This is a genomic window from Yersinia pekkanenii (assembly GCF_001152565.1).
Lineage (GTDB): Bacteria > Pseudomonadota > Gammaproteobacteria > Enterobacterales > Enterobacteriaceae > Yersinia > Yersinia pekkanenii.
This window is the reverse complement of sequence record NZ_CQAZ01000027.1, coordinates 2018-18552: the sequence shown is the minus strand read 5'-3', so window position 1 is coordinate 18552 and position 16535 is coordinate 2018. Positions and strand designations below refer to the sequence as shown.

Below are 16535 nucleotides of genomic sequence, written 5' to 3'. Positions count from 1 at the left end.
TCCAAGGCGCGGTTAGTAAATAATATCAAATATTTTCCGTCCCATGCCCTATTCAGGAATGTGTAGCAATGACTCAGAATCTCAGCCAGCTTGAACATAACGATGCTTTTATTCAGCGCCATATTGGCTCTTCAACTGAACAGCAGCAACAGATGTTGGCCGCCATTGGTGCCAGCTCGTTAAGTACATTGATCCAGCAGATTGTTCCGGCAGATATCCAATTACCAAGCCCACCACCGGTAGGTGATGCTGCCACGGAACATCAGGCGCTGGCGGAACTTAAAGGGATTGCCAGCCAGAATCAGTGCTATAAATCCTATATCGGCATGGGGTACAGTCCGGTTCTGACACCACCGGTTATCCTGCGTAATATGTTAGAGAACCCCGGTTGGTACACGGCCTATACCCCTTATCAGCCTGAAGTTTCTCAGGGTCGCCTTGAGGCATTGCTGAATTTCCAACAACTGACACAAGACCTGACCGGTTTGGATCTGGCTTCCGCTTCTTTGCTGGATGAAGCAACAGCAGCGGCAGAATCTATGGCACTGGCTAAACGTGCCAGTAAGCTAAAGGACACTAATCGCTTCTTCGTCGCCGATGACGTACATCCACAAACGCTGGATGTGGTGCGTACTCGCGCTGAAACCTTTGGTTTTGAAGTGATTGTTGACCGTGCTGAAAAAGTGCTGGAGCTAGAGGGCGTTTTCGGGGTGCTGCTGCAACAGGTGGGTACTACTGGTGAGCTGCATGACTACAGCGTGCTGCTGGTTGAACTGAAAAGTCGCAAAATTATTACCAGTGTTGCCGCTGATATTATGACGTTGGTATTGCTGACTGCACCGGGCAAACAAGGTGCCGATGTGGTCTTTGGCTCCGCGCAGCGTTTTGGTGTGCCAATGGGCTATGGTGGGCCACATGCCGCATTCTTTGCCTGCCGTGATGAGTTTAAACGCTCGATGCCGGGCCGGATTATTGGCGTATCGCGCGATGCCGCCGGTAACACCGCATTACGTATGGCGATGCAAACTCGTGAGCAACATATCCGCCGTGAAAAAGCCAACTCCAATATCTGTACTTCTCAGGTATTACTGGCCAATATCGCCAGCCTGTATGCAGTTTATCATGGTCCACAGGGCTTGCAGCGTATCGCTGGCCGCATTCATCGGATGACCGATATTCTGGCCGTTGGCTTACAGCAAGCGGGTCTGACTCTGCGCTTCCAGCATTGGTTCGATACTCTGACAGTTGAAGTCAAAGATAAAGCCGCCGTATTGGCCCGCGCCTTGAGTTTTGGTATTAACCTGCGTACTGACATTCATGGCGCAGTGGGTATTACGCTGGATGAAACCACCTCCCGCGACGATCTTCAAACCCTGTTTGCATTGTTAGCCGGTGATAATCACGGCTTGGATATTGACCAACTTGACGCCAGGGTTAGCCAGAATAGCCAATCGATTCAGAACACGATGCTGCGTCAAGATCCTATTCTGACCCACCCGGTATTTAACCGCTACCACAGCGAAACCGAAATGATGCGTTATATGCATCGTTTAGAACGCAAAGATTTGGCGCTAAATCAGGCGATGATCCCGCTGGGTTCTTGCACCATGAAGCTGAATGCTGCCGCAGAAATGATCCCTATCACCTGGCCGGAGTTCGCTGAGTTACACCCGTTCTGCCCGCCGGAGCAGGCGGCTGGTTATCAGCAAATGATTAGTCAATTGTCACAGTGGTTGGTGCAACTGACCGGTTATGACGCGGTTTGCATGCAACCAAACTCAGGTGCTCAAGGTGAATATGCCGGTCTGTTGGCTATTCGTCGTTACCATGAAAGCGGTAATCAGGCGAACCGTCATATCTGTTTGATCCCCAGTTCCGCTCACGGCACTAACCCGGCTTCGGCGCAAATGGCCGGTATGTCGGTAGTGGTGGTGGCTTGTGACAAGCAAGGCAATATCGACTTGCATGACTTGCGCCAAAAGGCGGGTGAAGCCGGTGATGAGCTGTCTTGTATTATGGTGACTTACCCGTCGACCCACGGTGTGTATGAAGAAACTATCCGTGAAGTGTGTCAGATAGTACATCAGTTTGGTGGGCAGGTTTATCTTGATGGCGCGAACATGAATGCGCAGGTGGGCATCACTACGCCGGGTTATATCGGCGCGGATGTTTCACACCTTAACTTGCACAAAACCTTCTGTATTCCACACGGCGGTGGTGGCCCAGGCATGGGGCCAATTGGTGTCAAAGCCCATTTAGCCCCCTTTGTTCCAGGCCACAGTGTCGTTCAAATTGATGGCATGACGACCCAGCAAGGGGCGGTTTCTGCAGCACCATTCGGTAGCGCGTCTATTTTGCCAATCAGTTGGATGTATATCCGCATGATGGGAGCCGATGGTCTGAAACAAGCCAGTCAGGTGGCGATCCTGAATGCCAACTATATTGCTACCCGTCTGAAAGAGGCATACCCGGTACTGTATATCGGCCATGATGGTCGTGTGGCACATGAATGTATTCTGGATATCCGCCCGTTGAAAGAAGCGACCGGTATCAGCGAGATGGACATCGCCAAACGCTTAATTGATTTCGGTTTCCACGCCCCGACCATGTCCTTCCCAGTTGCCGGAACACTGATGGTTGAGCCGACGGAATCTGAAAGTAAAACTGAGTTGGATCGCTTTATCGATGCGATGTTAGCTATCCGCGCTGAGATTGAAAAAGTGGCGCGAGGCGAGTGGCCGCTGGAAGATAACCCACTGGTGAATGCGCCACATACTCAAGCTGAGTTGGTGGGTAACTGGCAGCATCCTTACAGCCGCGAGCTGGCGGTATTCCCGGTTGCGGGTGTGATGGAAAATAAATACTGGCCGGCCGTGAAACGTCTGGATGATGTGTACGGCGATCGTAATTTGTTCTGTTCATGTGTGCCAGTCAGTGATTATGAGTGATATACATTGTGAGATATGTTGTGAGTAAATCTAAGGGTCGCGCAAGCGGCTCTTTTGCTATCAGCATAACAGTGATATTCGATATATCCCTCAATTAATGGCTACGCTTACTCTTAGTTATATCAATGGGGGAATATTATGATGAATAGCCGATTTATAGGTAGTTGGTCACTTATCTCGCAGTACTTTACCTTGCCGGATGGCCGTATTCATTACCCGATGGGGCAGCAGGTGTTAGGGCGACTTAATTATGAAAAACAAGGCACTATGGCGGCACAAATTTACAGTGGAGGTAGAACGAAGTTTGTTTCTGAAGACTGGCTACAAGGCAGTGATGGTGAGATAAAAAATGCTTTTCTTACCGCGCTCACTTATTTTGGTCGTTACAAAATCGATGAAGAGCAGAACATCGTCACCCATATTGTCGAAGGCTGTTTATTCCCCAACTGGGTGGGTAGTCAGCAGGTTCGTTATTATCAATTTGAGGAAGACCGTTTAACGCTGCGGACACCGCCGCTGCAAATGAATAACTCTGTGCTGGTTGGCGTGTTAAGTTGGGAAAAAACTCACAGCTGAATAAGGAACAGGGATATGCATAAGAAAGTGGCATTAGTGACGGGCGGTAGCCGGGGAATTGGTCGTGCCACCGCATTGCTGTTGGCAAAACATGGCTATCGGGTGGCAGTAAATTATATTAATGATGAACAGGCAGCCCGGCAGGTTGTTGCTGAGATAGCCGCCGGGGGTGGGCTGGCAGTGGCACTACAGGCTGATATTGCTGATGAACTACAGGTTGTCGCACTATTTGAAAAGCTTGAGGCCCAACTTGGGCCAATCACTGCGCTGGTCAATAATGCCGGTATTCTGTTCCCACAAACCAGTATTGAAGGCTTGACCGCCGAACGTATTAACCGAGTGTTAGCCACCAATGTTACGGGCTATTTTTTATGTAGCCGCGAGGCTGTCAGACGTATGGCATTGCGTCATGGTGGTAATGGTGGGGCAATTGTTAATGTTTCTTCTGCCGCTGCCCGCCTTGGTGCGCCGGGGGAGTATTTGGATTATGCGGCCTCGAAAGGGGCGATTGATACGCTGACCATCGGTTTGTCGCTGGAGGTGGCGGCTGAGGGGATTCGGGTCAACGGGGTACGGCCAGGTGTTATCTATACCGATATACATGCTAGTGGTGGTGAACCGGGGCGGGTTGACCGGATCCAACATTTGTTACCCATGAAACGTGGTGGTCACCCTCATGAAGTGGCGGAGGCGATTATCTGGTTACTGTCAGATAATGCCTCTTATGTTACCGGCAGTGTGCTGGATCTGGCGGGCGGGAAATAAGCAGAATACAGTATTGCCCGTATCTTTAGGCGACAGAGGTCTATCCGGATTGTCGGGGGGAGGCTATTCACTGAGCCGCGGACATGGCGGGTTACATGTACTGACAGAATATTTAAGCTTACACGTGTACACTGGAATCATTCTCAGCTAACCTGAGTGTAATATTTTTGCACAATGGCAGAACAGCACATGTTCAGGGTAATCAGTATTGAACAATAAATCAGCGATACACGTTATTTCCACAACAGAGTCTATTGCTACAACCCCCTCTGTCTCGACGACATCATCTGTCCTTGAAACACCGTCTGCTCCCGTAACCGCTAATGCGACTACCGCCCCGGCTTATCCGTGGGCGGAAGAGATAGCCAATAGCATCAGTCACGGTATTGGCGTGATATTCGGTATTGTTGGCCTGGTATTACTGTTGGTTCAAGCCGTTGATAGTGGTGCCGATACCAAAGCACTCACCAGTTATAGCCTCTATGGCGGCAGTATTATTTTGCTGTTTCTGGCTTCAACCTTGTACCACGCGATCCCGCACCGTAAAGCGAAGCTTTGGTTGCAGAAGTTTGACCATTGCGCCATTTATATCTTAATTGCTGGGACTTATACACCCTTCCTATTGGTAGGGTTAGATTCGCCCCTGGCCAGAGGTCTAATGGCGGTTATTTGGGGGTTGGCACTGTTCGGCGTGATATTCAAGCTGGCTTTTGCTCATCGATTTGAAGTGCTGTCGCTGGTGACTTACCTGACGATGGGCTGGTTATCACTGATTGTAATTTACCAACTGGCGATAAAACTTGAGATTGGCGGGCTGGCATTACTGACCATTGGCGGCTTGCTGTATACCCTGGGCGTCGTTTTCTATGCTTCTAAGCGTATCCGCTTCGGTCATGCCATTTGGCACGGTTTTGTTTTGGGTGGCAGTGTCTGCCACTTTATGGCGATCTATTTGTACGTTTGATGTATTAACTGATGCATTGAGGCCGGATAACCGGCCTCTGGTCCGAGTTATACTACTTCTCTTCGGTCAGTGAGTAAGGTAACGGCTGAATGGTAAGCCGGCTTTCCGTATCATCGCGCACCCGCAGTACGCTATCTGCCGCCAGATCGTTATTCAATACGGCCTGAATCCACACAGTGCCATCTTTGAGCTCAACCGCAGCCAAAACGCTGCCGGTACGACGCCAATTTTCACCCAACTGCCACTCTAAATCTTCACCGGCTACCGGTACACGACGGGCAGCCCCCGCAAGCCAGTACAACGCACGTTTGTTGGCACCCCGGTATTTTGCCCTGGCGACCATTTCCTGCCCGCTGTAGCAACCTTTGCTAAAACTAATGCCATTCAATGCCTGAATGTTTGTTGCTTGTGGGATAAATTGCGCGCTGCTGTCAGTGTCAATAATCGGGTAGCCAGCTTCGATATCCAGTGCCAGCCACTGTTTGCTGTTATTAAACTGTACACGGTCAGCCAGTTTTTCCACTAACTGTTGCGCCTGCTGCGCATGGGTCACCAGCAGGAAACGCTCGGCGGGCAGTGAGAAATGTAACAATGTACTGTTACCCTGCTGTACGACCGGATGCTCGGCACTCGGTAATTCGGCGAAGACTTCCGCCAGCGCAGCTTTTGCCGATGTGCCAGCAACCCCCAACAGAACTGCATCGGGCTGTGCTGCAATCACCACTTTAGAAAACACCGCATATTTTTTCAGTTCGCTTAACTGATTATCGAGCAGACTGCGACGTTCAATAAACGCCAGTCCCTCGCCACGGTAAAATAGCCGCAGGTTGCTCCACATCTTCCCTTTAGCATCGCAATGGGCGCAAAGTATATGCTGGTCAGTGGGTAGGGCATCGATATCTGCGGTAACTTGCCCTTGTAGATATTTGACCCGCTCAGCACCGGTTAAGGTTACCAGCGCCCAATCATCAAGTGAAATAAGGGTCAAAGGTAGCCCGGAAGAGGCGACCGGCGGTTGTGCGGCAAATGGAGTGTTATAGACCATGGTTTACCTGCAAATAAGTATCACCTTCGTCCTTGAAGTCGCAGGGGTATTAGCTACGCGCACTTACCCGAATCACTTACTTGAAGTAAGCTCATCGGGATCTGTTTGCTTGCGGCCTACCTGCAACGCCAATGACTTTGGGTATAGTGTTTGTGAATAGATGGCATCTTGCACATTAGCCGTATTGAGCCAATGAGATGCGGTGAACTGATGCCCAATGGTAAAATAGCCGGGTAGCTTTGCAAGCAGTTATTCCACAGATTTACCATTATTATCCAATATCTGAACTAACCGATATCTGAGGTACAATAACCACCGCCCCTGTATCAGGATGCCGAAGGTGATTGAAAAAAAACAGCATTTGCTGGACATTAATCCCCTTAAGCTTACATTTCAGTGGTGATGGTGTATCAAGTTGTTACTCTTACACATCACTGGATCGGGCGCTCATTAGCGGCCGGGTTCAGACAATCCCCTTCATTGAGGAGTCAATCAGGACATGGAAATCGATAATAAAGCCCGTATTCATTGGGCGTGCCGTCGTGGTATGCGTGAACTGGATATCTCTATCATGCCGTTTTTTGAATATGAGTATGATGGCTTGAGTGATAACGAGAAGCTGGTGTTTATTCGTTTGCTAGAATGTGATGACCCAGACTTATTTAACTGGCTGATGAATCACGGGGAGCCGCAAGACAGCGAGCTGTGTCAGATGGTCAAACTGATTCAAACACGAAATAAAGCCCGTGGCCCAGTGGCGATGTGACCTGCGGGTATCCTGGCACACTCAGCTTTTCTCCCTATTAGCACATGGCGTGTTAGTGATATTAACGCTGGTCGCGCCCTGGCCTCAGGGGTATACCGCGCTGTGGTTGGTATTGCTGACGTTGGCGGTGTTTGAGTGTATCCGCAGCCAGAAAAACATTACATCCTGTCAGGGCGAGATCAGGCTGAAACCCGGCAACTTGGTACTGTGGAAAAGGCATGAATGGATTGTCGCCAAACAGCCATGGATTACCCGTTATGGCGTGTTATTAAATTTAAAACAAGCTAGCAGTCGTTCGACACGTAAGCGTTTATGGCTAGCCGCCGACAGTATGTCAGAAGATGAGTGGCGGCAGTTATGCCTGCTGTTGCGCCATTCATTTGGCTCTGATGAGGGGGAGGATTAATGAAACCTTTGATCTGGCGGCACTTGCCAACGGCTCTCAACACAGGTTTCGCTTGTGAACGTCAGTCAGGATAAGTAAAAACGGGCGTCTTGAGCGCCCGTGAATCTGACTACAGTAGTGCATCCATCTCTAACAGAATTTGATCACACCACTGATCGATGCGCGCTTCGCTCACATCATATTGATTGACTTCATCTAATGCCAAACCGACAAAATGCTTGCCGTCTGCGCTGAGTGGTTTCGGGCTGGTAAACTCAAACCCTTCGATTGGCCAAAAACCGATAAACTTCACACCCAGCGGCGCGATATGGTCATGTAACATGCCAAGTGCATCAAGAAACCATTCGCTATAACCAAATTGATCTCCCATGCCATACATGGCGACAATTTTCCCCTTGAGATTAAGCTGTGTTAACTGTGGCCAGATTGCTTCCCAATCTTCCTGTAATTCACCGAAATCCCAGGTGGGAATGCCCAAAATCAGGATGGAATACTCTTCCATCAGGCGCGGGCTGACATCTTTTAGATTATGTAAATCAACTAAATCTTCGCCGAGAATATCACGGATTTTTTCTGCTACCATTTCGGTATAACAGGTGCTGGAGCCGTAAAAGAGACCAATCTTCATGATGTATAGCCATAGCATTACTAATAAGGAATAGCATCGAGTGTACCAGATTTGCCTCGTCATCAGGCATAATGGCAGTTGAGTTCAATCAAAGAGAGAAACAGCAATGCAACAGCAAAATAACCCGCTGATTGAACAGTTTCTTGATGCCTTGTGGCTGGAGCGAAATCTGGCGGAGAATACACTGGCCTCATACCGTCTGGATTTACAGGCTTTAACCGGATGGTTAGACCATCAGGGTAGTGATTTATTGAGTGCCGGTTCGCAGGACTTGCAGTCTTTCCTTGCCGAGCGCATTGAGGGCGGTTATAAAGCCACCAGTTCTGCTCGTTTACTCAGTGCAATGCGTCGCTTGTTTCAGTATTTATACCGTGAAAAGCTACGTGAAGATGACCCTACCGCATTGTTGTCATCGCCCAAATTACCGCAGCGCTTGCCTAAAGATTTAAGCGAGGCGCAGGTCGATTCGTTACTCAACTCACCCAATGTGGATATCCCGCTAGAATTGCGTGATAAAGCCATGCTGGAAGTGCTGTATGCCACGGGTCTGCGGGTGTCTGAACTGGTGGGGCTGACTATCAGTGATGTCAGCTTGCGTCAGGGGGTGGTACGGGTGATTGGTAAAGGCAATAAAGAGCGGCTGGTACCATTGGGTGAAGAAGCGGTGTACTGGATTGAGAATTACATGGAACACGGGCGTCCATGGCTGATCAATGGCCAATCGCTGGATGTATTATTCCCCAGTAACCGCAGCCAGCAAATGACCCGACAGACTTTCTGGCATCGTATCAAACACTATGCGATCCTTGCCGGTATTGATAGTGAGCGGCTTTCACCTCACGTATTACGGCATGCTTTCGCCACGCACCTACTGAATCACGGTGCGGACTTACGGGTGGTACAAATGTTACTGGGCCACAGTGACCTGTCGACCACCCAGATTTATACCCATGTAGCTACGGAACGCTTAAAGCAGCTACATCAACAGCATCATCCGCGCGCATAATTGCAGTGTGGAACGAGATAGGATTTAAAAATGAGAAAAAGTTTATTGCTATTGCCGATGTTAATCGCCGTATTCGCCGGCCCGGTTAACGCAGATGATGCCGCTATCCTACAAACGCTAAAAAAGTTAGATATTCAGCAAACTGATATCCAGCCATCGCCCATTCCCGGTTTGAGTACGGTGATGACCGAAAGTGGCGTGCTTTATATTTCGGCAGACGGTAAGCATCTGTTGCAAGGGCCGATGTACGACGTAAGCAGCAACCCACCGGTTAATATCACTAATCAGTTATTACTGAAAAAACTGGACGCATTGAGCGGCGAAATGATTGTGTATCAAGCGCCGCAGGAAAAACACGTTGTTACCGTATTTACCGATATCACCTGCGGGTACTGCCATAAATTGCATGAGCAGATGAAAGACTACAACGCACTGGGTATTACGGTTCGTTATCTGGCCTTCCCACGTCAGGGGTTGAGCTCCCAGGCAGAAAAAGACATGCGTTCTATTTGGTGCATGGCAGATCGCAATAAAGCCTTTGATAATGCGATGAAAGGCACCGAGATATCACCGGCCACCTGTAAAACCGATATTTCAGAGCACTATAAGCTAGGTGTGCAATTTGGTATTCAGGGGACGCCTGCCATTGTGCTGCAAAACGGCACTGTCGTGCCTGGGTATCTGGAGCCGAAAGAAATGTTGCAGATGCTGAATAAGCATCAGGCTTCTGTAAAAGCGGCGGGTTAATCACGCGTGACACTGAAAACTCAACTTCGTCGTCGTGAGGCGGTGGATAATAACGATTTGCCCACACAGTTGCATCCGTTGCTGCGCCGCCTTTATGCCAGTCGTGGCGTAAAAAGTGCCGAAGAGCTGGAACGAGGCGTAAAAGGCTTATTGGCATGGCAGCAACTCGACGGTATCGATGCTGGCGTAACCCTGTTACAACAGGCGTTGGCTGATCAGCGGCGTATCGTGATTGTCGGTGATTTTGATGCCGATGGCGCGACCAGCACTGCGCTGGCGGTACTCGCTTTGCGCAGTATGGGGGGCAGTAATATTGATTATTTGGTGCCTAATCGCTTTGAAGACGGCTATGGGCTTAGCCCCGAAGTGGTCGAGCAAGTTGCGGCCCGTGGCGCGGAACTTATTGTGACGGTAGATAACGGTATTTCTTCCCATGCCGGGGTGGATCTGGCCCACGCCAAGGGTATTCAGGTGCTGGTTACCGATCACCATTTGCCGGGTGACACCTTACCCGCAGCCGAAGCCATCATTAACCCGAATCTGGCCGGATGTGACTTTCCCTCGAAATCTCTGGCCGGGGTCGGGGTCACTTTTTATCTGATGCTGGCGTTACGCGCCCGCCTCAGAGACAGCGACTGGTTTGACCAACGGGCTTTGGCCGTGCCAAATTTAGCTGAATTGCTCGATTTGGTGGCGCTGGGTACCGTGGCGGATGTGGTGCCACTGGATGCCAATAACCGCATTCTGGTGCATCAGGGGTTAAGCCGTATCCGTGCGGGGAAATGCCGCCCGGGGATCCGCGCATTATTGGAAGTTGCCAACCGTGATGCCCGCCAACTGGTAGCCAACGATCTTGGCTTCTCCCTTGGCCCACGGCTGAATGCGGCGGGTCGGTTGGATGATATGTCTATCGGAGTGGCACTTCTTCTCAGTGATGACATTGGTCAGGCTCGAGCGCTAGCCATCGATCTTGATACACTTAATCAGACACGCCGTGAGATAGAGCAGGGCATGCAGGTAGAAGCATTACAACTGTGTGATCAACTGGAACGTACCAGCACTGAATTACCTTACGGTATCGCGATGTATCACCCTGAATGGCATCAGGGCGTAGTAGGGATTTTGGCCTCACGGATTAAAGAGCGTTTTCACCGGCCAGTTATCGCTTTTGCTCCAGCGGGTGACGGCTTACTGAAAGGCTCGGGGCGCAGTGTTGCTGGTTTACATATGCGCGATGCCCTTGAGCGTCTCGATACTTTGAACCCAGGGCTGATACTGAAATTTGGTGGGCATGCGATGGCGGCAGGGTTGTCGCTGGAGCAGGATAAGTTTGAAGCGTTTCGCCAGTGCTTTGCAGATTTAGTCGGTGAATGGATGGATGCCTCACAATTAGAAGGCATTGTCTGGTCCGATGGTGAACTGAAAGGCCAGGAGTTATCGCTGGAAACAGCAGAGTTATTGCGCGATGGTGGCCCGTGGGGGCAATCTTTCCCTGAACCCACATTTGACGGCAAGTTCCGCATTTTGCAACAGCGGCTGGTGGGGGAACGCCACCTGAAGCTAATGGTTGAACCGCTAAATGGTGGGCCATTACTGGATGGCATTGCTTTTAATATCGATACCACCTTGTGGCCAGACAGCAGCGTGCGTGAAGTTAAGTTGGCCTATAAACTCGATATTAATGAATATCGCGGTAATCGCAGTGTTCAATTACTGGTTCAGCATTTATGGCCTTATTGATTTAGCATCGAAATGACCTAAATAGCGCTAAATACGGCTGCCAGGTTAAGTCTGCAGGGTAAGGCGCTACAAATAGGGTAGGCGCTATAAATATAGTCAACCTGCTATAAACCGTCGTATAGATCCGTTAGAATTACCGGTTCTATACCCAAAGTAAGACTCAAAACCATGTTTGAAGTAAATCCGGTAAAAAACCGAATTCAGGACCTGTCTGATCGGACAGCCGTTCTCAGGGGGTATCTTTGACTATGATGCCAAGAAAGAGCGACTGGAAGAAGTAAACGCCGAGCTGGAACAGCCCGACGTCTGGAATGAACCTGAGCGCGCTCAAGCGCTGGGTAAAGAACGTTCTGCGCTGGAAGAAATTGTCTCCACCATTGATCAATTGGATCAAGGTATGGACGATGTTTCCGGCCTGCTGGAATTAGCCATTGAAGCTGATGACGAAGAGACCTTTAACGAAGCAATCGCTGAGCTAGAAATCCTCGATGGTAAACTGGGCCAGCTCGAATTCCGCCGCATGTTCTCTGGTGAATATGATAGCGCCAACTGTTATCTGGATCTGCAAGCTGGCTCCGGTGGTACAGAAGCCCAGGACTGGGCCAGCATGTTGCTGCGGATGTATCTGCGCTGGGCTGAAGCCAAAGGTTTCAAAACTGAAATCATTGAAGAATCTGATGGTGATGTTGCGGGCCTGAAGTCTGCCACCATTAAGATTATTGGTGAATATGCGTTTGGTTGGTTACGTACTGAAACTGGCGTACATCGCCTGGTACGTAAAAGCCCGTTTGACTCTGGTGGCCGTCGTCATACTTCTTTCAGTTCTGCATTTGTTTATCCAGAAGTTGACGACGATATTGATATTGAAATCAACCCGGCAGACCTGCGTATCGACGTTTACCGTGCATCTGGTGCGGGTGGTCAGCACGTTAACAAAACAGAATCTGCGGTACGTATTACCCATCTTCCTACCAATATCGTGACTCAGTGTCAGAATGACCGTTCTCAGCATAAAAACAAAGATCAAGCAATGAAACAGCTTAAAGCGAAGCTGTATGAGTTTGAGATGCAAAAGAAAAATGCTGATAAACAGGTTCTGGAAGACAATAAGTCCGACATCGGTTGGGGTAGCCAGATCCGTTCTTATGTACTGGATGACTCCCGTATCAAAGATTTGCGTACCGGCGTGGAAACACGTAACACGCAAGCAGTACTGGATGGCGATCTGGACAAATTCATTGAAGCAAGTTTGAAAGCCGGGCTATGAGGAACTGAGATGTCAGAGCAAAAAACACAAGTCGCTGAGCCAGCGCAAGAACTCAATAGTGAGTTACAAGCTCGTCGGGAAAAACTGGCTGTGCTGCGGGATAAGGGGATTGCTTTCCCTAATGATTTCCGTCGTGAGCATCTCTCTGATCAGCTACATGCTGAGTACGGCAGCAAAGAGAATGAAGAATTAGAAGCGCTGAATATCGAAGTGACTGTTGCTGGTCGTATGATGACTCGTCGTATCATGGGTAAGGCATCATTCGTAACGTTGCAAGATGTCGGTGGCCGTATTCAGTTGTACGTTTCCCGTGATGATCTGCCGGAAGGCGTTTATAACGAAGAATTTAAAAAGTGGGATCTGGGTGATATCCTGGGTGCACGCGGTAAGTTGTTTAAGACTAAAACCGGCGAGCTGTCTATCCACTGTAGCGAACTGCGTTTGCTGACCAAAGCACTGCGTCCGTTGCCGGATAAATTCCACGGTCTGGCTGATCAGGAAACCCGTTACCGCCAGCGTTATCTGGACCTGATCGCGAACGATGAATCCCGCAAAACGTTCAAAATTCGTTCACAAGTCATGTCCGGTATTCGTAGCTTCATGGTAGAAAAAGGCTTCATGGAAGTCGAAACGCCTATGATGCAAGTGATCCCAGGCGGCGCGGCGGCGCGTCCGTTTGTGACTCATCACAATGCGCTGGATATCGATATGTACTTACGTATCGCACCGGAACTGTATCTGAAACGCCTGGTGGTTGGTGGCTTTGAACGTGTGTTCGAAATCAACCGTAATTTCCGCAATGAGGGTGTTTCACCGCGTCATAACCCAGAGTTCACCATGATGGAACTCTATATGGCGTATGCGGATTACAACGACTTGATCTTGCTGACTGAAGAGTTATTCCGCACTCTGACTGAGACCGTGCTGGGCAGCAGTGTGGTGCAATATGGCGAACAGACATTCGATTTCGGTAAGCCTTTTGCTAAATTGACCATGAAAGAAGCCATTTGCAAATATCGTCCTGAAACCAATGTGGCAGATTTGGACGATATGGACAAAGCTCTGGCAATTGCCGAGTCAATGGGTATTAAAGTTGAGAAGAGCTGGGGCCTGGGCCGTGTTCAATGCGAGATCTTCGAAGAGACCGCCGAGAGCCACCTGATTCAGCCAACCTTCATTACTGAATACCCGGCTGAGGTTTCCCCACTGGCACGTCGTAATGATGATAATCCGTTTATCACTGACCGTTTCGAATTCTTTATCGGTGGTCGTGAAATTGGTAACGGTTTCTCTGAGCTGAATGATGCTGAAGATCAGGCTCAACGCTTTGCTGATCAGGTTAGCGCTAAAGAAGCAGGCGATGACGAAGCGATGTTCTACGATGAAGACTATGTTACCGCACTGGAACATGGCTTGCCGCCAACAGCGGGTCTGGGTATTGGTATCGACCGTATGGTGATGTTATTTACCAACAGCCATACTATCCGCGATGTTATCTTGTTCCCGGCAATGCGCCCGGTAAAATAAGTTACGCGGATTAACGGTAAACCTATCAGGGCGCCACGGCGCCCTTTTTACCAAGCAAAAACAGCAGCGGTCATGCTTTGTTTAATCTAATCGCTTAAAATACCGGCGCTTATACCATATCTTCTCTTGCCCACGTCAAAGAACCGGTTATAATGCAAACCGCACACCGAAGCGGGTGTAGTTCAATGGTAGAACGAGAGCTTCCCAAGCTCTATACGAGGGTTCGATTCCCTTCACCCGCTCCAACTTAACGTCTCGCAGTATCTCCCGAAGTACATCAAACCCAGTCATAGCAAGGTTTAGGCCACTGTTGTTGTCTCTTGACGGCTATTGTTGCTCACGGGAATCCACATACAAACGTGTATAGTTATCTGTATAGAAATTCTCTACACTCCAAATTCTATACACATCATGTTTTATACACTCTGGATTCTATACACATGGCACTCACGGACCTTGAGATACGCTGTGCAAAACCCCAAGAGAAGCCCTACACCAAAGCGGATGGTAATGGATTGTCGCTGCTGGTGGAGCCAAATGGCTCGAAAGGTTGGCGCTTTAGATACCGTTTTGCTGGCAAACCTAAGATGCTTTCATTGGGCACTTATCCTGCTGTCTCGCTAACTGAGGCAAGGCGAAAAAGGGATGAGGCTAAAAAGCTGGTTATGGTGGGTATTAACCCCAGTGATTTAAGAAAAGAACAAAAGTTAGTGCAGCAAGGAGAGGGTAGTAATACCTTTGAAGCTATCACCCGAGAGTGGTATCAGCGGCGTTATGATAGATGGTCTGAATCTTATCGTTTAGAAATGATGAGCACGTTTGAAAGAGATGTTTTTCCATATATCGGTTACCGGCCAATCAAAGAAATTAAACCACTTGAGCTAATGGCCGTGCTGTCCAAGTCAGAAAAACGGGGTGCCACTGAGAAAATGCGTAAGGTTCGGCAGCGATGTGGTGAGGTTTGGAAATACGCCATCATCACAGGCCGAGCCGAATATAATCCCGCCCCTGACCTTGCCAGTGCTTTTGCTCCCCATAAACGCGAACACTATCCACATCTTACGATTAATGAAATCCCTGAATTTCTTTCTAGCCTTGCCAGTTATAGCGGCAGCATGTTGGTTAAATTAGCTATGCGGTTGCTGATCCTCACCGGTACCCGCCCAGGTGAATTGCGGCAGGCCGAATGGGCAGAGTTTGATTTTGATAATGCCTTATGGGAGATCCCCGCGGTGAGAATGAAGATGCGTCGGCCACATATGGTGCCGCTTCCGGATCAAGCCATTACGATACTAAAGCAGATTCAACCTATCAGCGGGCGCTATCAGTTTGTGTTCCCCGGCAGAATACAGCACAGCAAGCCTATCAGTGAGATGACACTCAATGTACTGATCCGACGTATCGGTTATGGCGGCAGGGCCACCGGCCACGGTTTTCGCCACACAATGAGCACTATTTTGCATGAGCAGGGTTTCAATACGGCCTGGATAGAAACACCACTGGCTCACGTCGATAAAAACAGTATTCGCGGTACCTATAATCACGCTCAATATCTGAATGGTCGCAGAGAAATGCTTCAATGGTATGCCGACTATATGGATAGCCTGGAAAATGGCGAGAATGTGATTCATGGTAGGTTTGGGAAACGGGCATAGGGGAGGGATATTTGCTATCTGGCTGAAATAGTTATCCAAACTTTTTAAAGGCATCTCACGATGCCTTTTTGCATTTAGGGGTTATTCGGCCTCGAGAGGCTCGCTGGTGGCGTGATGATAAGTTTGATATAGCAGGTCTATTTGCTGCCATAGGACGAGATTGAGTATTTCTTTTGCAACGGGTTGATCAAGTACGACAACGGCGTAAATGAGCGCACGGCAATGATCAATGAGGTCTTCCACTTCGCGGGGCGAGTTATCGTACATGGCGCACCTTCGGCCGGAGAGTGGCGGCCAGTGATGCTGGCAGGTGAAGAAAAGCGGTACGGCAAGGGGCTTTAGTCGTCGAATCTATGATGACAACCTCTCAGTTGATGGCTTTATCCCACCACCAAGAGCTGCTAATCCCTTTGGGTAGTGGACTGAACGGGGTTAGCAGACCGGTCAACAGAGAACCCGGCGCATCTTTCGATGCCCCCGTCCAGCCCACCATTG

The 16535-nt window shown here is 49.4% G+C and carries 15 protein-coding genes and 1 tRNA gene; 13 read left to right on the top strand and 3 right to left on the bottom strand.

Translation table 11 applies throughout. The features are described 5' to 3' along the window. Nucleotides 1–68 precede the first annotated feature (68 nt). From gcvP to trhA, 4 genes are all read left to right on the top strand, one after another. Nucleotides 69–2948: an aminomethyl-transferring glycine dehydrogenase gene (gcvP, locus tag AEP37_RS14230; RefSeq protein WP_049613948.1), complete on the top strand. Its 2880-nt coding sequence runs from the start codon at nucleotides 69–71 to the stop codon at nucleotides 2946–2948. A gap of 138 nt (nucleotides 2949–3086) precedes the next feature. Continuing rightward, nucleotides 3087–3524 carry a lipocalin-like domain-containing protein gene (locus AEP37_RS14225; RefSeq protein ID WP_049613947.1) on the top strand — a complete coding sequence of 146 codons (438 nt, stop codon included), beginning with the start codon at nucleotides 3087–3089 and terminating at the stop codon, nucleotides 3522–3524. Nucleotides 3525–3539: 15 nt separating this feature from the next. Continuing rightward, nucleotides 3540–4289, top strand: a complete 750-nt coding sequence (locus AEP37_RS14220; RefSeq protein WP_049613946.1) for an SDR family oxidoreductase — start codon at nucleotides 3540–3542, stop codon at nucleotides 4287–4289. A 253-nt stretch (nucleotides 4290–4542) separates the two neighbouring features. Next, complete coding sequence (gene trhA / locus AEP37_RS14215) at nucleotides 4543–5253, top strand: PAQR family membrane homeostasis protein TrhA (RefSeq protein ID WP_049613992.1); 711 nt, start codon at nucleotides 4543–4545, stop codon at nucleotides 5251–5253. 52 nt (nucleotides 5254–5305) lie between these two features. On the opposite strand, the gene ygfZ is transcribed toward trhA, so the two are convergent. Further along, nucleotides 5306–6298 (bottom strand): tRNA-modifying protein YgfZ, encoded by a 993-nt coding sequence (ygfZ, locus tag AEP37_RS14210; RefSeq protein WP_049613945.1) that lies wholly within the window; start codon nucleotides 6296–6298, stop codon nucleotides 5306–5308. Between the two features lie 499 nt (nucleotides 6299–6797). Between ygfZ and sdhE the strand changes: the two genes are divergently transcribed. After that, a complete protein-coding gene (gene sdhE, locus AEP37_RS14205) occupies nucleotides 6798–7064 on the top strand; it encodes an FAD assembly factor SdhE (RefSeq protein ID WP_049613944.1) in 267 nt (88 codons plus the stop codon). After that, nucleotides 7045–7470 (top strand): protein YgfX, encoded by a 426-nt coding sequence (locus AEP37_RS14200; protein WP_049613943.1) that lies wholly within the window; start codon nucleotides 7045–7047, stop codon nucleotides 7468–7470. Before sdhE ends, AEP37_RS14200 begins: the two co-directional genes overlap by 20 nt. A 109-nt stretch (nucleotides 7471–7579) precedes the next feature. On the opposite strand, the gene fldB is transcribed toward AEP37_RS14200, so the two are convergent. Continuing rightward, a complete protein-coding gene (fldB, locus tag AEP37_RS14195; RefSeq protein ID WP_049613942.1) occupies nucleotides 7580–8098 on the bottom strand; it encodes a flavodoxin FldB in 519 nt (172 codons plus the stop codon). A 106-nt stretch (nucleotides 8099–8204) separates the two neighbouring features. On the opposite strand from fldB, the gene xerD reads away from it, so the two are divergent. The 7 genes from xerD to AEP37_RS14160 all read left to right on the top strand — a co-directional run bounded on the left by xerD (nucleotide 8205) and on the right by AEP37_RS14160 (nucleotide 16040). Next, the gene (gene xerD / locus AEP37_RS14190; protein ID WP_049613941.1) at nucleotides 8205–9104 is read left to right on the top strand and encodes a site-specific tyrosine recombinase XerD; all 900 of its coding nucleotides are present in this window, start codon (nucleotides 8205–8207) and stop codon (nucleotides 9102–9104) included. Between the two features lie 30 nt (nucleotides 9105–9134). Next, on the top strand, nucleotides 9135–9851 hold the full coding sequence (gene dsbC / locus AEP37_RS14185) for a bifunctional protein-disulfide isomerase/oxidoreductase DsbC (RefSeq protein WP_049613940.1): 717 nt from the start codon (nucleotides 9135–9137) through the stop codon (nucleotides 9849–9851). Nucleotides 9852–9857: 6 nt separating this feature from the next. Then, on the top strand, nucleotides 9858–11591 hold the full coding sequence (recJ, locus tag AEP37_RS14180; RefSeq protein WP_049613939.1) for a single-stranded-DNA-specific exonuclease RecJ: 1734 nt from the start codon (nucleotides 9858–9860) through the stop codon (nucleotides 11589–11591). A 168-nt stretch (nucleotides 11592–11759) separates the two neighbouring features. Then, nucleotides 11760–12858, top strand: a protein-coding gene (gene prfB / locus AEP37_RS14175) for a peptide chain release factor 2 (protein WP_156168602.1) whose coding sequence is annotated in 2 segments (ribosomal slippage) — nucleotides 11760–11834 and nucleotides 11836–12858 — 1098 coding nt in all. Because the reading frame shifts where the segments join, the coding sequence is not laid out codon by codon here. A gap of 9 nt (nucleotides 12859–12867) precedes the next feature. Beyond that, the gene (lysS, locus tag AEP37_RS14170; protein WP_049613937.1) at nucleotides 12868–14385 is read left to right on the top strand and encodes a lysine--tRNA ligase; all 1518 of its coding nucleotides are present in this window, start codon (nucleotides 12868–12870) and stop codon (nucleotides 14383–14385) included. Nucleotides 14386–14556: 171 nt separating this feature from the next. Then, nucleotides 14557–14630, top strand: a tRNA-Gly gene (locus AEP37_RS14165). 195 nt (nucleotides 14631–14825) lie between these two features. Next, the gene (locus AEP37_RS14160; protein ID WP_049613936.1) at nucleotides 14826–16040 is read left to right on the top strand and encodes a tyrosine-type recombinase/integrase; all 1215 of its coding nucleotides are present in this window, start codon (nucleotides 14826–14828) and stop codon (nucleotides 16038–16040) included. A gap of 81 nt (nucleotides 16041–16121) precedes the next feature. Here AEP37_RS14160 and AEP37_RS14155 read toward each other — a convergent pair whose 3' ends face one another. Further along, nucleotides 16122–16307, bottom strand: a complete 186-nt coding sequence (locus AEP37_RS14155; RefSeq protein ID WP_049613935.1) for a hypothetical protein — start codon at nucleotides 16305–16307, stop codon at nucleotides 16122–16124. Nucleotides 16308–16535: the final 228 nt, after the last annotated feature.